We start from the raw sequence: 17,704 nt of genomic DNA, 5'->3' as shown, positions 1-17,704 counted from the left end.
CCGCCGTGAGCCCGTCGCGCCTGTTCATCCTGCGTCCCGTGGCCACCACCTTGTCGATGGTGGCCATCCTGATCGCCGGCCTGATCGCCTACCGCTTCCTGCCGGTGTCGGCGCTGCCCGAAGTGGACTACCCGACGATCCAGGTCGTGACGCTGTACCCCGGCGCCAGCCCCGACGTGATGACCTCCCTGGTCACTTCGCCGCTGGAGCGGCAGTTCGGGCAGATGCCGGGCCTGAACCAGATGTCGTCCACCAGTTCGGGCGGCGCGTCGGTCATCACCCTGCAATTCAACCTGACCCTGCCGCTGGACGTGGCCGAACAGCAGGTCCAGGCGGCGATCAACGCGGCCTCGAACCTGCTGCCCTCCGACCTGCCGGTGCCGCCGACCTACAACAAGGTGAACCCGGCCGACGCCGCCGTGCTGACCTTGGCGATCACCTCGCCCACCATGCCCTTGCCGCAGGTGCGCGATCTGGTGGACACGCGGGTGGCGCAGAAGCTGTCGCAGATTCCCGGGGTGGGCCTGGTCAGCGTGGCGGGCGGGCAGCGGCCGGCGGTGCGGGTGCAGGTGAATCCGCAGGCGCTGGCGGCCAACGGCCTGTCGCTGTCGGACCTGCGCACCGCCATCGTCGGGGCCAACGTGAACCAGCCCAAGGGCAATCTGGACGGGCCCCAGCGGTCCACCACGATCAACGCCAACGACCAGCTCAAAACGCCCACCGCCTACAACGACCTGATCATCGCGTACAAGAACAACGCGCCGCTGCGGCTGTCCGACGTGGCGCGCGCGGTGGAGGGCGCCGAAGACACGCGGCAGGCGGCCTGGGCCGGCGACAAGCCCGCCATCCTGCTCAACATCCAGCGCCAGCCCGGCGCCAACGTGATCGACGTGGTCAACCGGATCCAGGCGCTGCTGCCGCAGTTGCGCGCCGCGCTGCCCGCCACGCTGGACGTGAGCGTGGTGTCCGACCGCACCCAGACCATCCGCGACTCGGTCGCCGACGTGCAGTTCGAAATGCTGCTGGCGGTGGGGCTGGTGGTCATGGTCACCTTCGTCTTCCTGCGCAGCGTGACGGCCACGCTGATTCCCAGCGTGGTGGTGCCGCTGTCGCTGGTGGGCACGTTCGGCATCATGTATCTGGCCGGCTTCTCCATCAACAACCTGACGCTGATGGCGCTGACCATCGCCACCGGCTTCGTGGTGGACGACGCCATCGTCATGATCGAGAACATCGCCCGCCATATCGAGGAGGGCGAAAAACCGCTGCAGGCAGCCCTGAAGGGCGCGTCGCAGATCGGCTTCACGCTGATCTCGCTGACCTTCTCGCTGATCGCCGTGCTGATCCCGCTGCTGTTCATGACGGAAGTGGTGGGCCGCCTGTTCCGGGAATTCGCGATCACGCTGGCGGTGTCCATCCTGATCTCGCTGGTGGTGTCGCTGACCCTGACGCCCATGATGTGCGCCCGCCTGCTGCGCGCCGAGTCCGAGCAGAAGCACGGACGGTTCCATCAGGCCACGGGCGCCTTCATCGATCGCGTCATCGCCGCCTACGACCGCATGCTGCAGGTGGTGCTGCGCCATCAGCCGCTGACCCTGCTGGTGGCGGTGGGGACTTTCGCGCTGACCGTGGCGCTGTACATGGTGGTGCCCAAGGGCTTCTTCCCGCAGCAGGACACCGGCCTGATCCAGGCCATCACCCAGGCGCCGCAGTCCATTTCCTTTACGGCCATGTCCGAGCGCCAGCAGGCCGCCGCGCGCCTGGTGCTGGAGGATCCCGACGTGCAGGCCGTGTCCTCGTTCATCGGGGTGGACGGCAGCAACGCCACGCTCAGCGCCGGCCGCATGCAGATTGCGCTCAAGCCCCACGCCGAGCGCAACGGCGACCTGCCCACGGTCATGGCGCGCCTGCAGGACGCCTTGAGCAAGCAGGACGGCCTGACGGTCTACATGCAGCCCGTGCAGGACCTGACCATCGAAGACCGCGTGAGCCGCACGCAGTACCAGATGACCTTGTCCAATCCGGACCTGAAGGTGCTGAGCGAGTGGACGCCCAAGCTGGTGGACCGCCTGCGCCAGGTGCCCGGCCTGAAGGACGTGACCGACGACCTGCAGGACGACGGCCTGCAGACCTGGGTCGAGATCGACCGCGACGCGGCCTCGCGCCTGGGCATCACGGCCGCCGTGATCGACGAGGCCCTGTACAACGCCTTCGGGCAGCGGCTGATCTCCACCATCTTCACGCAGTCCAACCAGTACCGCGTGGTGCTGGAGGTGCAGCCGCAGTTCCAGATGTCGCCGGCCTCGCTGGGCCAGATCCATGTGCCGACCTCCACGGGCGCGCAGGTGCCGCTGTCGTCAGTGGCCCACATCTCCGAAGGCAGGACGGTGCTGGCCGTGAACCGGCTGGACCAGTTCCCCATGGTGACCGTGTCGTTCAACCTGGCGCCGGGCGCGTCGCTGTCCGACGCGGTGCAGAACATCGCGGCGGCGGAAGCCGAGATCGGCGTGCCGGCCGCGGTGGAAACGCGCTTCCAGGGCGCGGCGCTGGCATTCCAGAATTCGCTGTCCAGCACCCTGTGGCTGATACTGGCTGCGGTGGTCACGATGTACATCGTGCTGGGCGTGCTGTACGAAAGCTACATCCACCCCATCACCATCCTGTCCACGCTGCCTTCGGCGGGCGTGGGGGCCTTGCTGGCGCTGCTGATCAGCGGCACCGAACTCGACATGATCGGCATCATCGGGATCATCCTCCTGATCGGCATCGTGAAGAAGAACGCCATCATGATGATCGACTTCGCGCTGGACGCCGAGCGCAAGCGCGGGCTCTCTCCGCGCGCGGCCATCCACGAGGCGGCGTTGCTGCGTTTTCGCCCCATCCTGATGACCACGCTTGCCGCGCTGTTCGGCGCCCTGCCGCTGATGCTGTCGACCGGCACCGGCGCTGAACTGCGCCAACCGCTGGGCCTGGTGATGGTGGGCGGGCTGCTGCTGTCGCAGGTGCTCACGCTGTTCACCACGCCGGTCATCTACCTGATGTTCGACCGCATGTCGCGCCGCTGGCGCGGCGCGGGCGAGCCTTCCGCGGGAGACGCGCGATGATCCTGTCGGCGCCCTTCATCGTCAGGCCGGTGGCGACCACGCTGCTGAGCCTGGCGGTTGTGCTGGCAGGCCTGCTCGCGTACTTCCTCTTGCCGGTGGCGCCGCTGCCGCAGGTGGACATCCCCACCATCTCCGTGTCGGCCAGCCTGCCGGGCGCCAGTCCCGAGACCATGGCGTCCAGCGTGGCCACGCCGCTGGAGCGCTCGCTGGGCAGCATCGCGGGCGTGACCGAGATGACGTCCCGCAGCTCGCAGGGCTCCACCCGCATCACGCTGCAGTTCGACCTGTCGCGCGACATCAACGGCGCCGCGCGCGATGTGCAGGCCGCCATCAACGCCGCGCGCGCGCTGCTGCCGTCCGGCCTGCGCAGCAACCCCACGTACCACAAGTCCAACCCGTCGGACGCGCCCATCATGACGCTGGCGCTGACCTCCGATACGCTCAGCCAGGGCCAGCTGTACGACCTGGCCTCGACCATCGTGGCGCAGAAGCTGTCGCAGGTGGACGGGGTGGGCGAGGTCACGGTGGGCGGCAGCTCCCTGCCGGCGGTGCGCGTCACCGTGCTGCCCGGCGCGCTGGCCAACCAGGGCGTGTCGCTGGACGAGCTGCGGGCCGCGCTGTCCAACGCCAATGCCAACCGCCCCAAGGGCGTGCTGGAAAACGACCGCTATCACTGGCAGATCATGGTCAGCGACCAGCTCAGCCGCGCCGAGCAATACCGGCCGCTGATCGTCGCCTGGCGCGACGGCGCACCGGTGCGCGTATCGGACGTGGCCAAGGTGGAGGACTCGGTCGAGGACCTGTACCAGACCGGCTTCTACAACGACCGCAACGCCATCCTGATGATCGTGCGACGCCAGGCGGACGCCAACATCATCGAAGCGGTGGACGCCGTGCGCGCGCAGTTGCCGGTCCTGCAGGCCCTGATGCCGGCGGACGTGAACATGACGGTCGCGCAGGACCGCACGCCCAGCATCCGGGCGTCGCTGCACGAAGCGGAGCTGACGCTCATCATCGCGGTGGGGCTGGTGGTGCTGGTGGTGCTGCTTTTCCTCAGGCGCTGGCGCGCCGCCATCATTCCCAGCGTGGCGGTGCCGGTGTCGCTGATCGGCACCTTCTGCATCATGTACCTGTGCGGATACACGCTGAACACCATTTCCCTCATGGCCCTGATCGTCGCGACCGGCTTCGTGGTGGACGACGCCATCGTGGTGCTAGAGAACATCATGCGCCATGTAGAGCGCGGCATGTCGCCGATGCGCGCCGCGCTGCGCGGCTCGCGCGAGGTAGGCTTCACGGTGCTGTCGATGAGCCTGTCGCTGGTGGCCGTGTTCATCCCCATCCTGCTGATGGGCGGCGTGGTCGGGCGCCTGTTCCGCGAATTCGCCGTGACGCTGTCGGCCGCCATCATGGTGTCGCTGGTGGTGTCGCTGACGCTCACGCCGATGATGTGCGCGCGCCTGCTGCGCAACGAGCCCAAGGAAGAGAAGCCGCCCGGACGCCTGGCGCGCTGGTCCGAACGCGGCTTCGAAGCCATGCTGGGCGGCTACCGGCGGTCGCTGCGCTGGGCGCTGGAACACGGCCGGCTGATGATGCTGACGCTGGCGATCGCCGTGGGCCTGAACATCTACCTGTACACCGTGGTGCCCAAGGGCTTCTTCCCGCAGCAGGACACGGGCCAGCTGCTGGGCTTTTTCCGCGTCGACCAGGGCACCTCGTTCCAGGCCACCATCCCCAAGCTGGAAGCGCTGCGCAAGGTGGTGCTGGACGATCCGGCCGTGCAGAGCATGACGGGCTACGCGGGCGGGCGCGGCGGCAGCAACAGCAGCTTCATGCAGATCCAGCTGAAGCCCCTGGAAGAGCGCAAGGTTTCGGCCGATGTGGTCATCAACCGCCTGCGCGCCAAACTGCAGGACATGCCGGGCGCGCGCATGTTCCTGGTGTCGCAGCAGGACATCCGCATCGGCGGACGCCAGAGCCAGGGCTCGTACGACTACACGCTGATGTCGGGCGACCTGCAATTGCTGCGGACCTGGATGCCCAAGGTGCAGCAGGCCATGGCCAGGATCCCCGAGATCACGGACGTCGACACCGACGTCGAGGACAAGGGGCGCCAGATCGACCTGGTGATCGACCGCGAGGCCGCGACCCGGCTGGGCATCAGCATGTCCACGATTTCCACGGTGCTGAACAACTCGTTCAGCCAGCGCCAGGTGTCGGTGATGTACGGGCCGCTGAACCAGTACCACGTGGTGCTGGGCGTGGACCCGAGATTCGCGCAGGACATCGAATCGCTCAGGCAGGTCGAGGTGATCACCGCGGATGGCGCGCGCGTGCCGCTGTCGGCCTTCACCAAGCTGGAAAACACCAACGCGCCGCTCAGCGTGCAGCATCAGGGGCTGTTCGTGGCCGATACCGTGTCGTTCAGCCTGGCGCCCGGCGTATCGCTGGGGCAGGCCACGGCCGCCATCGACAACGCCGTGGCGCGCATCGGCCTGCCGTCGGACCAGATCCAGGCGGGCTTCCAGGGCACCGCCGCCGCCCTGCAGCAGACGCTGGCGCAGCAGCCCTGGCTGATCCTGGCGGCGCTGGTCACCATGTATATCGTGCTGGGCATCCTGTACGAGAGCTTTGTCCACCCGCTGACGATCCTGTCCACCCTGCCTTCCGCGGGCCTGGGCGCGCTGCTGGCGTTGCTGCTGGTGCGCTACGACTTCACGCTGATCGCGCTGATCGGGGTGTTTCTGCTGATCGGCATCGTCAAGAAGAACGCCATCATGATGGTGGACTTTGCGCTGGACGCCGAGCGCAACCACGGCATGGCGCCGCGCGAAGCCATCTTCCAGGCCTGCCTGACGCGGTTCCGTCCGATCATGATGACGACCATGGCCGCCATCTTCGGCGCGCTGCCGCTGGTGCTGGCCACCGGCGCGGGCGTCGAGATGCGCCAGCCGCTAGGCATTACCATCGTGGGCGGCCTGGTCCTCAGCCAGATCCTCACGCTGTACACCACCCCCGTGGTCTATCTTTACCTGGACCGCTTCCGCCTGTGGGCCGCGCGCCGGCGCGCCCCGCGGAACGACGCCCCTGCTTCCATAGAACCTACATGATCCGTAACGCCAAGCAGTTTCCGTACGCCACCCTTACCCGCAGCGCGGCCATGCTGGCGCTGTGCGCGCTGCTGGGCGCGTGCGCGGTCGGCCCCGACTACCAGCGCCCGGCGCTGGACGTGGGCGAGGCCTACAAGGAAGGGCAGGGCGAAGTGGCCGGCTGGAAGCCGGCCCAGCCGCGCGACGACGCGGATCGCGGCTCCTGGTGGAAGGTCTACGACGACGCCACCCTGAACGGCCTGCTGGACCGCCTGAACGCATCCAACCAGACCATCGCGCAGGCCGAGGCCAACTACCGCCAGGCGCTGGGGCTGGTGCGGGGCGCGCGCTCCGGCTTCTACCCGACCGTGGGCGCAAACGCCGGCATGACGCGCGCGGGCGGCGGCAACGGCCAGAGCGGTTCGTCGTCATCGGGCAGCACCGTGTCGAACCAGTACTCGCTGACGGGCAGCGTCAGCTGGGAAGTGGATGTCTGGGGCCGGGTGCGCCGCAGCGTCGAATCCTCGGAAGCCAGCGCGGCGGCCAGCCTTGCCGATCTGGGCGCGACCCGCCTCAGCGCGCAGGCGGCGCTGGCGCAGACCTATCTGCAATTGCGCGTGCTGGACGAGCAGAAGCGCCTGCTGGACGCGACCGTGGCGGCGTATGAAAAATCCCTGGAGCTGACGCAGAACCGCTATGCGGTGGGCGTTGCCGGGCAGGCCGACGTGGCCGTGGCGCGCACGCAGCTGGAAAGCACGCGCGCGCAATCCATCGACCTGGACTGGCAGCGCGGCCAGTTCGAGCACGCCATCGCGGTGCTGATGGGCCAGGCGCCTTCCCAGTTCGCGCTGCCGCCCGCGGTGTTCGCGCTGAAGCTGCCGCAGATCCCGGTGGGCCTGCCGTCCGAACTGCTGGAGCGCCGCCCCGACGTGGCCGCGGCCGAACGCCGCGCGGCGGCCGCCAACGCGCAGATCGGCGTGGCGCAAGCCGCATGGTTCCCCAGCCTGATCCTGTCCGCCGACGGCGGATTCCGCAACGGCGAGTTCGCCGAGCTGCTGACCGCGCCGGCGCGCTTCTGGTCGCTGGGCCCGGCGCTGGCGCTGACGATTTTTGACGGCGGCGCGCGCGAGGCCCAGGTGGAACAGGCCCGCGCCTCCTATGACTCGCAGGCGGCGGCATACCGCCAGGCGGCCCTGACCGGGCTGCGCGAGGTCGAGGACTACCTGATCCAGCTGCGCGTGATGGAACAAGAGCAGATCGTGCAGCGCCGCGCGCTGGAATCGGCGCGCGAATCGCTGCGCCTGATCCAGAACCAGTACAAGGCCGGCCTGGTCGACTACCTGAGCGTGGCGGTGGTGGACGCCACGGCGCTCAACAGCGAGCGCAATGCGCTGAGCCTGCTGGGCAGCCGGCTGGTCGCCAGCGTGAACCTGATCGTGGCCTTGGGCGGCGGCTGGGACGGGCTACCGCCTGCGGGCGCGGCCGAACCTAAACCCGCGGCCGAACCCCAACCCGCGCCCACCGAATGACACCCTAGGGATTACGCCTAAACCCCCTTTGCTTTCATTGACAAGCCTTCGGCCCGGGTTCCTAATGCCGACAAAGTGACCATATGGTCACCTTTGTTTGCGCAGTAACGATGCACCGAATTCCGTTTGATCAATCGAACACGCTTCATGCGTAGGGGAAAGAGGATGGGTTGCTTATCTCGTGGGCGGGAATCCGCCAGGACTGGACGCTGGACCAAGGCGGTGGTGGCGGCGGCGCTGGCGCTGGGCGCGGCGGCGGCATCGGCGCAGGAATGGCCCGCGCGGCCCATCACCCTGATCGTGCCGTTCCCGCCCGGCGGCACCACCGACATCTTTGCGCGCACCATCGCCGAACACATGCGGCCCGCGCTCGGCCAGTCCATCGTGGTCGAGAACAAGCCGGGCGCCGCGGGCAACCTGGGCGTCGCCGCCGCGGCGCGCGCCCAGCCGGACGGCTACACCATCGTGCTGGGCTCGGTCGGCACGCAAAGCGTCAACCAGTTCCTCTACGGCAACATCGGCTTCAATCCCGCCACCGACCTGGTGCCGCTGGGCATGATCGCATCCACGCCCAACGTCATGGCGGTGGCCGCCGGATCGCCGTGGCGCAACCTGGACGACGTGATCAAGGCCGTGAAGAAGGACCCGGGCAAGTACTCGTATGCCTCGCCGGGCATCGGCTCGTCGGTGCACCTGACGGGCGCGTACTTCGAATCCATGGCCGGCCTGCAGATGCTGCATGTGCCGTTCAAGGGCTCGTCCGCCGCCATTCCCGCCGTCATCGGCGGCCAGGTCGACATCCTGATGGACAACCTGCCCAGCTCCATGGCCACGCTGAAGGCGGGCGACCGCCTGCGCGGCATCGCCGTCACGTCGGCCGAGCGCAGCCCCGCGGCGCCCGACCTGCCCACGATGGCCGAGGCCGGCCTGCCGGGCTTCGAGGTCACCGCATGGTCGGGCCTGTACGCGCCGCGCGGCACGCCCGCGCCGGTGGTCGACAAGCTCATCGCGGCGATGAAGCAGGCGCTGAAGTCGCCCGCGCTGCAGCAGTCCCTGGCGCAAGGTGGGGCCACGCCCGGCAACGTCTTTGGCCCCGACCTGGCCGCGTTCGAAGTGAAGGAGCGCGACAAGTGGGGCAAGCTGATCCAGGCCCGCGGCATCAAGGCGGACTGAGCGCGCCGGCTATTGCAGGGCGAAGGCCGCCGCGTCCACCGCGGGCTCGCGGCCCCGCATCAGGTCCGCCAGCATGCGCGCGCTGCCGGCGGCCAGGGTGAATCCCAAGCCGCCGTGGCCCGTGTTCAGCCACAGGTTGCGGTAGGGCGTGGCGCCGATCAGCGGCTTGCCGTTGGGACGCGCGGGCCTCAGGCCGGCCCAGGCCTCTGGCGGGCCGGCAGGACCCAGGCGCGGAAAGAACTGCGCGACATCCCGCTCCAGGCTGCGCACCCGGGCGGGGTCGATGGCTCCCCCGCGCGTGCCGATATCCACCATGCCCGCCACGCGCAGCCGGTCGCCCAGCCGCGCATAGACCACCTTGCGGCGGATGTCGCTGATGCTGGCGCTGGGCGCGACGCTGTCCGGCGTCAGGGCGTAGGTCAGGCTGTAGCCCTTGAGCGGGTAGATGCGCAGGTCCAGCCCCAGCCGCCGCGCCAGGGGCTGCGCGCCCATGCCGCTGGCCAGCACATAGTGGTCGGCGTCCAGGTCGCCGGCCGCGGTCGAGGCGCCCGCCACGCGTCCCCGCTCCGGGCGCAAGGCGCTGACCGGGGTATTGAAATGGAACTGCACCGGGTCCGGCGCCGCCCGCAGGATGCGTTCCAGCTCGGTGCACAGCCGCAGGCAGTCGCCGGCGTCCTCGGTCGGCGTGTAGATCGCGCCCGCGATGCTGGGCCCGATATCGGCCAGCGCGGGCTCCATGTCCAGGCAGGCCTGGCGATCCATCACGCGCTGCTCGCAGCCCAGCGTGGCCTGGTAGTCGCGCTGCGACAGCGCCTGCTCATAGGCAGCGGCGTCCTGGTAGACCAGCAGCTTGCCCGACGAGGAAAAATCGAAGTCCGGACGTTCCCGCCGCACCAGCTCATGCACGCACAAGCGGCTGTACAGGCCCAGCGCCAGCAGCTCCCGCGTGGTGGACCGGGCGCTTGAGCGCGTGCAGGCGCGCAGGAATTCCAGGCTCCAGCGCCATTGGTCGGGGTCCAGGCGAGGGCGGAAGCGCAGCGGCGTGTCCCGGCCCAGCAGCCAGGATGGCAGCTTGGGCAGCACCGCCGGGTCGGCCAGCGGCGCGACGAAGCTGTAGCTGAGCTGCGCGCCATTGGCCATGCTGGTGGCCTGCCCGGGGCCCGGCCCCGCGTCGACCACGGTGACGCGGTGGCCTTCGCGATGCAGGAAGTAAGCGGTGGTCATGCCGACCACCCCCGCGCCGATGACAACAATGTGCATGATGCTCCAGAGGGGCGCCGCGCGGCGCGCGGCAGAGAAAGAGCGGCGGCCTGGGCGTAAGCCTCAGGCCGCCCAGGCCGGCGTATCCAGGCCGGGCGCGGCGCGGTCGTCGCCCCGCAGCAGGCGGCCGGGGCGGGCGCCGGTGGCCGCGCCGTTTTCCTCGACCAAGAGGCCGTTGACCAGCACGGCCTGGATGCCGGTGGACGGCAGCGTCGGTTCGGCGAAGCTGGCCAGGTCGGCGACGGTGCGCGGATCGAACACCACCACGTCGGCATAGCAGCCGGCCCGCAGCACGCCGCGGTCCTTCAGGCCGAACTGCGCGGCCGTCAGGCCGGTCATGCGGCGGATCGCCTCTTCCATGCCCAGCACGCGCATCTCGCGCACATAGCGCGCGAGCACGCGCGAGAACGCGCCCCACAGGCGCGGATGCGGCCGCTGGTCATGCGGCAGGCCGTCGGAGCCGATCATCACGTTGCCATGGCCGATGACGCGCTTGACGTCCTCTTCGTCCATCGAGAAATAGATGGCGCCGCCCGGCGACAGCTCTTCGGCCAGCCGGGTGGGATCCTTGCCTTCGCGCTCGGCCAGCTCGCGCAGGTCCACGCCCTGGATTTCCGGGCGGGTCTGCGACCAGGTGACGATGATCTTCTCGCCGGCGGCGACGCGGCGCGGCTCCAGGATGGTGGACGACGCCGCGTAGGGATACACGTCCATGCCCAGCGGCTGGTTGGCGCGCGCGCGGTCGTACAGCGCCAGGGTCTCGACGGTGCGGCCGTGGTTGTGCTTGCCCGTGACCTTGTGGTGCGACAGGATGGCGGGCACATCGGCCGCGCGGCCGATCAGGAAGGCCTCTTCCATGGAATCGCAGACGTGGTCGGCCTCGTCGCGCAGATGGGTGGTGTACAGGCCGCGCCAGCGGGACAGGGGCTCGGCCACGCCGATCACTTCCTCGGTGCTGGCGTGCATGGCGGTGGGGTAGTACAGGCCGGTGGACAGGCCGGCGGCGCCGGCGGCCATGGCCTCGTCCAGCGCGCGGCGCATGGCGGCGATCTCGTTCTTGTCGGCCGGGCGGTCCAGCCGGGACATGGCGGACACGCGCAGGCTGGAATGGCCCACCAGCGCCAGGCTGTTCACGGCCGCCGGGGCGGCGTGCAGCGCGTCGGCGTAGTCCCGCATGCGGGCATAGAGCTCGCCGGTGTGCTTGGCCAGCAGGTTGAGCGGCGGCGGCACGACGTCGCCCGGCGCGCGCACGGGAGCCAGGCTGATGCCGCAGTTGCCCGTCACGACGGTGGTGATGCCCTGGCTGACCTTGGGGCGCATGAGCGGCGTGCCCAGCAGCGCGCGGTCGTCATGGGTGTGGCAGTCGATAAAGCCCGGCGACACCACCTTGTCCGTGGCGTCGATGCGGCGCCGCGCGCGCCATGCCGAGCCGTCGCCGATGGCGGCGATGCGCTCGCCCTGGATGGCGAGGTCGGCGCGGCGGGCGGGGCCGCCGAGGCCGTCGGCCACCAGGCCGCCGGTGATGATGATGTCGTAGTCGTGCTGGTCGGGATGCGCGGGCATGGGGGGCGAGGGTTCAGGTTTCGGGGTTGGAGGCCGGCCGCGGCGGGCTGCGGCGCGCCTCCAGGTTGGCGAGGGACTCGGTGTTCAAGGCCGGCGGAAAGCCGTGGGCCACCAGGTGTTCCAGCGCGCCGTTGATCCGGTCCCAGCCTTCCGGCGTGCGCAGCGGCACGCCCAGGAAATGGGATTCGGTCTTGGCGCGCAGCATCAGGTACAGCACGCCCGCCAGCATCACGCTGACGACGGCGGGCATGTCCACGTCGGGGGCCAGGCCGTCGACGCGGTCGATGAAGCCGCGCGCGGCGCGTTCGCGGCGTTCGGCCAGCGGCGCGGACACCTCGTTGCGTTCAATCAGTTCCCAGCGGCGGACTTCGCGCAGCGTCTCGTTGCAGGCCAGCGCGTCGATCTGCGCGCGCAGCATGGACAGCACCAGTTCGCCCGGGGTGCGCTGGCTGGATTCGTCGGCGGCCAGCAGGCCGGGGTTGCGCGTCCAGAAGTCCTGCTCCTGCATCCAGGCCAGCATCAGCCCGGGCATGCCGTCGAAGTAGCGGTAGATGAGTTCTTTGCTGACGCCGGCGCGCTTGGCGATGGCGTTGATGCCGACGCCGCCCATGCCGGTTTCCAGGATCTGGGCTTCCAGGGCTTGCAGGATCTGTCGCTCGGTATTTTCACGGCGGGACATGGGCCTATTCCTTCATGATGACGAGGGAGCGGGCGGGGTCCGGCACGCCGAACACCCGGCCGTCGGCCATGTCGGCGCTGAGTTCGCTGACGGTGTGGCCGATCTTCCTGCCATCTTGCCAGACTTCGCTGCCCAGATAGACCGCGCTGGCGCGGCGCCGGGACAGGGGCAGGGACGGGTCGGCCTGCTCGATGGCCAGTATCTGCCCCCGTTCATCCACCAGCACGCGGTCGCGCGCGGCGGCGGCGATCGCGACCGGGGCGCGCAATGCCAGCGCGCGATACGGGCCGGATTCGCCGGTCAGGGCATGCCATGCCAGGTCCGCCATGGCGTCGGCCAGCGGCGCGCAGGGGTGGATGGAGTTGTGCAGCACCGCCACGCGGCAGGCGCCGTTGTCGCGCCAGGCATGCCCCTGGTCGGGACGGCGCGACACGCGCAACGTATTGCCCCAGCCGATCTCGCCCGCGGCCGACAGCGCGATGAGGCCGGCGTCGATCTCCGGATGCGCGTCCAGCACCTGCCGGACCGCGGCGGCGGGCGCCGCGCCCGCGGCCATCAGGCGCAGCGCCGCCTGGTTCAGCGCGATGCCGTCCGCGCCCGGCCGGTTGGGCAGCCGGTGGCCGGTCACCAGCCCCACGCCGTCGGCGCCGGGCAGGAACTGCGCCAGCGGCTCGGGCCGGTCCGGTCCGCTTTCGATCAGGGCGGCATGGCGGGCGCGCAGCCAGGACGCGGGCAGGTCCAGCGCCGCGACGCCGCCGCGCTGGCACGCCGCATGCCGCACGCAGCCGTCGTCGTCCAGGACGGCGAACACCGCAAACCCGCCGATGGCGCCATGGCCCAGCAGTTCGGCGGCCAGCGCCGCCGCCCGCACCGCCGCGCCCGCCTGGGGGCCGCAAGCCGCTACGCCTATCGTCATCGCTAATCCGTATTGCTCGTCACGGGATCGACGATGTTCAGGTTGGTGATGAAGCGCTGGAACAGCATGGCCAGCGCCAGCGGAGGCAGGGCAGCCAGCATGCTGGCCGCGGCGAACAGCCCCAGGTCGGCGCGAAAGCCCGGCATCAGGGGCGACAGCCCCAGGAGCGAGGCGGACAGGGTCTGCGCCGAGGTTCCGCCGGTCAGCACGATGGCGAACAGCAGGTCGTTCCATCCCACCAGGAAGGCAATGATGAAGGCCGCGGCGATGCCCGGCAGCGCCATGGGCAGCGTGACGTGGCGCAGCATCTGCCAGCGCGTGCAGCCGTCCATGCGCGCGGCGCGCTCGATCTCGACAGGCAGGGAGGCGAAGTAGCCCATCAGCACCCAGGACAGCAGCGGGATCACGGCGGTCAGGTACACGATCCACAGCCCGAATAGGCTGCCCGCCAGGCCGATGGCGGCAAAGAACACGTAGTACGGGATCAGCAGGGCGATCGGCGGCAAGGTGCGCGAGGCCAGCAGCACATAGAGCAGCGGGCCCTTGAACGGAAACTCGAAGCGGCCTAGCACATAGCCCGCCAGCGTGGCGATGGCCGTGCCCACGGCCGCCGCCGGCAGCGCCACCAGCGCGCTGTTCACGAAGCCCGACATGATGGCCTTGGTCTGGCCGCCGAAGATCGAGTCCGACGTGGACAGGCCCAGCACGCGCAGGTAGTTGTCGAACGTGAATCCGCCCGCGTTGTGCGCCACGCCCATGATGATGGCGGACTCGTCCATGAAAGAGGCCTTCAGCGTCCAGTACAGCGGGAACAGGCACCAGAACGCCACCAGCGCCACGCCGGCTCCCACCAGCCAGGGGCGCCAGCCTTCGCCGGTGACTTGCGCGGCGTCATTTCGCATGGGCTTCTCCTGGTGTCCGCTTCTTGCGGATCAGCATGAAATAGGCGGTGGCCAGCAGCAGGGACAGCACGGTCAGCAGGAACGCCGCGGCCGAGGCCAGCCCGTACTTCGAGAATTCGAAGTTGTAGCGGAAGATCAGCAGCGGCAGGATCTGCGTCGACGTGCCGGGCCCGCCGCGCGTCAGCGAGAACAGCAGGTCGAACTGGCGCACCGCTTCCACCGTCATCACCACCAGCACGATCAGCGTCGTGTGCTTCAGGTGCGGCAGCGTGATGTGCCGAAAGCGCGAGAGCGGCCCCGCGCCGTCCACGCGCGCCGCGCGGTACAGGTCGCGGGGAATGGTCTGCAGCGCGGCCAGGTAGAAAAAGCTGCCGAGCGGCGCGATATGCCAGACGAAGGCGAGCGCCACCCAGAACAGCGCCCAGTCGCTGGACAGCCAGACGGTGGCGGCGCTGGCCAGCCCCAAGGGCGCCAGCAGGCCGGTCAGCGCGCCGAAGCTGGGATTGAGCAGGAACGAGAATACGGTGGCGGTCACGACCTGGGACATGGCCCAGGGCAGCAGCGCCAGCCCGCGCACCAGGCCGCGCAGCGGCATCTCTTCGTTCAGCACCAGCGCGATGCCCAGCGCGGCGGCGAACGATCCCGCCACGCACATTGCCACAAAGCCCAGGCTGCGCCAGATCGCGTCGATCACGGCGGGGTCGCCCAGCACCTCGCCGTACAGCTCGGCGCCCACGAATTCCTCGGTGCGCAGGATGGCGTTGGTGTCGTGCAGGCTGAGCCAGAACGAATAGCCCAGCGGCACGCCGATGATCAGCGTATTCAGCGCATAGACCGCCACGATCACGGTCATCGCGAAGCCCAGGTCCGACATCTCCTTGCCGCCCTGCCGCGCCAGGGCGGGGCGGGCGGGAGACAGGCTGGCGGCGCTCATGACCGCGGCTCCTCGCCGCCATGCACGCGCAGCCCCTGGGCGTCGAACAGATACAGGCGCTGGGCGGGCAGCGCCAGGGCTATCGGCGCGCCCACCTCGTAGCGGCGCTCGGGCGGCAGGCGGGCGCGCAGGCGCGGGCCCTCTTCGCCGCCCGCCGCCACGTCCACGAATTGGTCTGGGCCCACGGGCTCGACGGCCCAGACGCGGCCTTCCAGCAGCAGGCCGTCGCCCGCCAGCGGCGCGGGCGCCATGGCTTCAGGCCGGATGCCCAGCGTGGCCTGGCTGCCCACCGGCAGCGCGCGGGCGGCGGCGGCAAGCGCGGGCGGCAGCACGTAGCGGCCGGCTTCGGTCATCAGCGCGGGCGCGCCATCGTGCGCCGCCAGCGCGCCGCGCAGGAAGTTCATGCCGGGGTTGCCGATGAAGTCGGCCACTTCCATGTTGGCGGGGCGGCGGTAGATGGTGTCCGGATCGGCGAACTGCAGCAGGTTGCCGCCGGACATCACCGCGATGCGGTCGGCCAGCGTCATCGCCTCGACCTGGTCGTGCGTGACATAGATGAAGGTGGCCTGCAGCGTGCGGTGCAGGCGCTTGAGCTCCACCCGCATGTCGGTGCGCAGCTTGGCGTCCAGGCTGGACAAGGGTTCGTCGAACAGGAACAGGTCGGGGTTGCGCACCACGGCGCGGCCGATGGCCACGCGCTGGCGCTGGCCGCCCGACAGCTGGTAGGGCTTCCTGTCCAGCATGGATTCCACGCGCAGCAGGCTGGCGGCGCGGTCCACGCGGGTGCGCACTTCGGCGGACGGCATCTTCTGCATGCGCAGCGGAAAGCCGATGTTCTCGCGCACGGTCATGTGCGGATACAGCGCGATGCTCTGGAACACCATCGCCACGTTGCGCCGGTGCGGCGGCACCTGGTCCACGCGCCGGTCGGCGATGCGGATTTCGCCGCCGGTGGGCGTGTCCAGCCCGGCGATCATGTTGAGCGTGGTGGTCTTGCCGCAGCCGGAGGGCCCCAGCAGCACCACGAATTCGCCGTCCCGGATGTCCAGGTCCAGCGAGCGCACGGCCTGGAAGTGGGTATAGGCCTTCTGGATGCCTTGCAGGGTGACGCTGGCCATATCAGCTCCGGTTCAGAATCTTGGCGTACTTCTTGTAGAGCGCGTCCCAGCGGGCGCGCAGCTCGGTCGCCACCTGCGCGGGCGTCTTCGAGCCCTTGATCAGCAGGTCCTGCGCGATCATCTCGTGCATGCCGGCGTCCCATTCCTGATACCAGGGCGCTTTCAGGATGTTGGCGGCCACGGCTTTCTCGCGGCCCTGGAACAGCCATTGGTAGACCTGCTCGGAATGGGCGGGGTACATCCATTTCATGATGGCCGCCTTGCTGGCGGGATCGCTGTACAGCTCGGGGAACGGCACTTCCAGGTTGGCCTTGGCGATCCAGTTCTTGTGCGTGGTGAGCTGGCCGGCCTTGTCGCGGTAGCCGAAGTACTTCACCAGTTCCCATAGCGCGGCCTGCTCGGCGTCGCTGCGCTTGCGGGTGGACATGCACAGCAGCGCGTGGCCCACCAGCACGGTGTCGTGCGTGGCGCCGGGCACCACGGGGTTGTAGCTGGAATACGCGGCGATCCTGCTCTTGGCCGGATCGTTGTAGTTGAAGCTGTAGTAGTCGATGTTCAGGTGGAAGGCGTGCTGGCCTTTCATCCACGAGCTGGATGTCTCGGTGCCCGACCAGGTCAGCACGGCGCGCTGCACCAGTTCGTCGTCCCACCAGCGCTTCCAGTCCGTCAGCACCTTCACCAAGGGCGTATCGGGGCCGAAGGTCGCGCGCAGCTCGCCATCGACGAAGCGCTCGCCTTCGGCAAAGCACTGGGCGATCAGCGCCCACGGCAGGCCGGTCCAGGCGTTGTACCAGGGCATCAGCATGGGGTGCTCGGCCAGGCCTTTCTTCTTGATCTCGCGCGCCTGCTTTTCGACCGTGGCCCAGTCCTGCGGATAGTCGGCGGCATTGGCGGTGCCGCCAAAGCCGGCCTCGCCCAGCATCTGCTCGTTGCGGAACAGGGCGAACGGGCCGCCGTTGTAGTAAGTCAGCCCGAGATAGCGGCCGTCCGTCGCCTTGGCGTCCTCTACGATGCCCGGGAACATCTGCTTCTGGATGTCGGCCAGGCCGGGCATGTCGTCGATCGGCCGGATCCAGCCGGCGGCATACCAGCGCGAGGCCTGGCCGCGCTGCGCATAGAACATGTCCAGGGGCGCCTTGGCGGCGAGCTGGGTTTCCAGCACGGCGGCATAGTCGCCGGGGATGGGCGACAGGTTCACGGGCACGCCGCGCTCCTGCGAGAAGCGCGCGGCCCCTTGCTGCACGATTTCGCTGCCCCAGGGCCAGAAGGCGAAGGTCAGCGGCGGGGCGGACTGCGCCAGCGCCTGCAAGGGCCAGCCGCCGGCCGCCAGGCCCGCCGCGCCGGCCAGGCCTGCCGCGCCGCGCAAGAGGAAGTCGCGGCGGGCGGCGCCGGCCGGGTCTGCAAAGGGTGAACGCTGGGGCATGCCGGACTTCCTTG

Annotated in this window: 12 protein-coding genes; 4 read left to right on the top strand and 8 right to left on the bottom strand. The window is 69.5% G+C overall.

The window, feature by feature from the left end; translation table 11 throughout:
• Positions 1 to 5 precede the first annotated feature (5 nt).
• The 4 genes from ACFWP0_RS26795 (at position 6) to ACFWP0_RS26780 (ending at position 8,895) form a co-directional block, all read left to right on the top strand.
• Complete coding sequence (locus tag ACFWP0_RS26795) at positions 6 to 3,104, top strand: MdtB/MuxB family multidrug efflux RND transporter permease subunit (protein WP_377847382.1); 3,099 nt, start codon at positions 6 to 8, stop codon at positions 3,102 to 3,104.
• Positions 3,101 to 6,214, top strand: coding sequence for a multidrug efflux RND transporter permease subunit (locus ACFWP0_RS26790; protein ID WP_377847380.1), 3,114 nt, complete (start codon positions 3,101 to 3,103; stop codon positions 6,212 to 6,214). The genes ACFWP0_RS26795 and ACFWP0_RS26790 overlap by 4 nt, the downstream gene beginning before the upstream one ends.
• Complete coding sequence (locus ACFWP0_RS26785; RefSeq protein WP_377847378.1) at positions 6,211 to 7,722, top strand: efflux transporter outer membrane subunit; 1,512 nt, start codon at positions 6,211 to 6,213, stop codon at positions 7,720 to 7,722. Before ACFWP0_RS26790 ends, ACFWP0_RS26785 begins: the two co-directional genes overlap by 4 nt.
• 165 nt (positions 7,723 to 7,887) lie before the next feature.
• Positions 7,888 to 8,895 carry a Bug family tripartite tricarboxylate transporter substrate binding protein gene (locus ACFWP0_RS26780; protein WP_377847376.1) on the top strand — a complete coding sequence of 336 codons (1,008 nt, stop codon included), beginning with the start codon at positions 7,888 to 7,890 and terminating at the stop codon, positions 8,893 to 8,895.
• A gap of 9 nt (positions 8,896 to 8,904) precedes the next feature.
• On the opposite strand, the gene ACFWP0_RS26775 is transcribed toward ACFWP0_RS26780, so the two are convergent.
• The 8 genes from ACFWP0_RS26775 to ACFWP0_RS26740 all read right to left on the bottom strand — a co-directional run bounded on the left by ACFWP0_RS26775 (position 8,905) and on the right by ACFWP0_RS26740 (position 17,690).
• Positions 8,905 to 10,155, bottom strand: coding sequence for a D-amino acid dehydrogenase (locus ACFWP0_RS26775; protein WP_377847374.1), 1,251 nt, complete (start codon positions 10,153 to 10,155; stop codon positions 8,905 to 8,907).
• Positions 10,156 to 10,218: 63 nt separating this feature from the next.
• Positions 10,219 to 11,718, bottom strand: a complete 1,500-nt coding sequence (locus ACFWP0_RS26770) for an amidohydrolase family protein (protein WP_377847372.1) — start codon at positions 11,716 to 11,718, stop codon at positions 10,219 to 10,221.
• Between the two features lie 13 nt (positions 11,719 to 11,731).
• Positions 11,732 to 12,397 (bottom strand): TetR/AcrR family transcriptional regulator, encoded by a 666-nt coding sequence (locus tag ACFWP0_RS26765; RefSeq protein WP_377847370.1) that lies wholly within the window; start codon positions 12,395 to 12,397, stop codon positions 11,732 to 11,734.
• Positions 12,398 to 12,401: 4 nt separating this feature from the next.
• Positions 12,402 to 13,313 (bottom strand): DUF6963 family protein, encoded by a 912-nt coding sequence (locus ACFWP0_RS26760; RefSeq protein ID WP_377847368.1) that lies wholly within the window; start codon positions 13,311 to 13,313, stop codon positions 12,402 to 12,404.
• A gap of 2 nt (positions 13,314 to 13,315) precedes the next feature.
• The gene (locus tag ACFWP0_RS26755; RefSeq protein WP_377847366.1) at positions 13,316 to 14,215 is read right to left on the bottom strand and encodes a carbohydrate ABC transporter permease; all 900 of its coding nucleotides are present in this window, start codon (positions 14,213 to 14,215) and stop codon (positions 13,316 to 13,318) included.
• The gene (locus ACFWP0_RS26750) at positions 14,205 to 15,149 is read right to left on the bottom strand and encodes a carbohydrate ABC transporter permease (RefSeq protein ID WP_377847364.1); all 945 of its coding nucleotides are present in this window, start codon (positions 15,147 to 15,149) and stop codon (positions 14,205 to 14,207) included. Before ACFWP0_RS26750 ends, ACFWP0_RS26755 begins: the two co-directional genes overlap by 11 nt.
• A complete protein-coding gene (locus ACFWP0_RS26745; RefSeq protein ID WP_377847362.1) occupies positions 15,146 to 16,267 on the bottom strand; it encodes an ABC transporter ATP-binding protein in 1,122 nt (373 codons plus the stop codon). The genes ACFWP0_RS26750 and ACFWP0_RS26745 overlap by 4 nt, the downstream gene beginning before the upstream one ends.
• Before the next feature lies 1 nt (position 16,268).
• A complete protein-coding gene (locus tag ACFWP0_RS26740; protein WP_377847361.1) occupies positions 16,269 to 17,690 on the bottom strand; it encodes an ABC transporter substrate-binding protein in 1,422 nt (473 codons plus the stop codon).
• Positions 17,691 to 17,704 lie beyond the last annotated feature (14 nt).

The organism is Achromobacter sp. NPDC058515 (assembly GCF_042721735.1).
In the GTDB taxonomy this organism is placed as follows: Bacteria; Pseudomonadota; Gammaproteobacteria; order Burkholderiales; family Burkholderiaceae_B; genus Achromobacter.
This window is presented reverse-complemented; position numbering and strand designations above follow the sequence as displayed.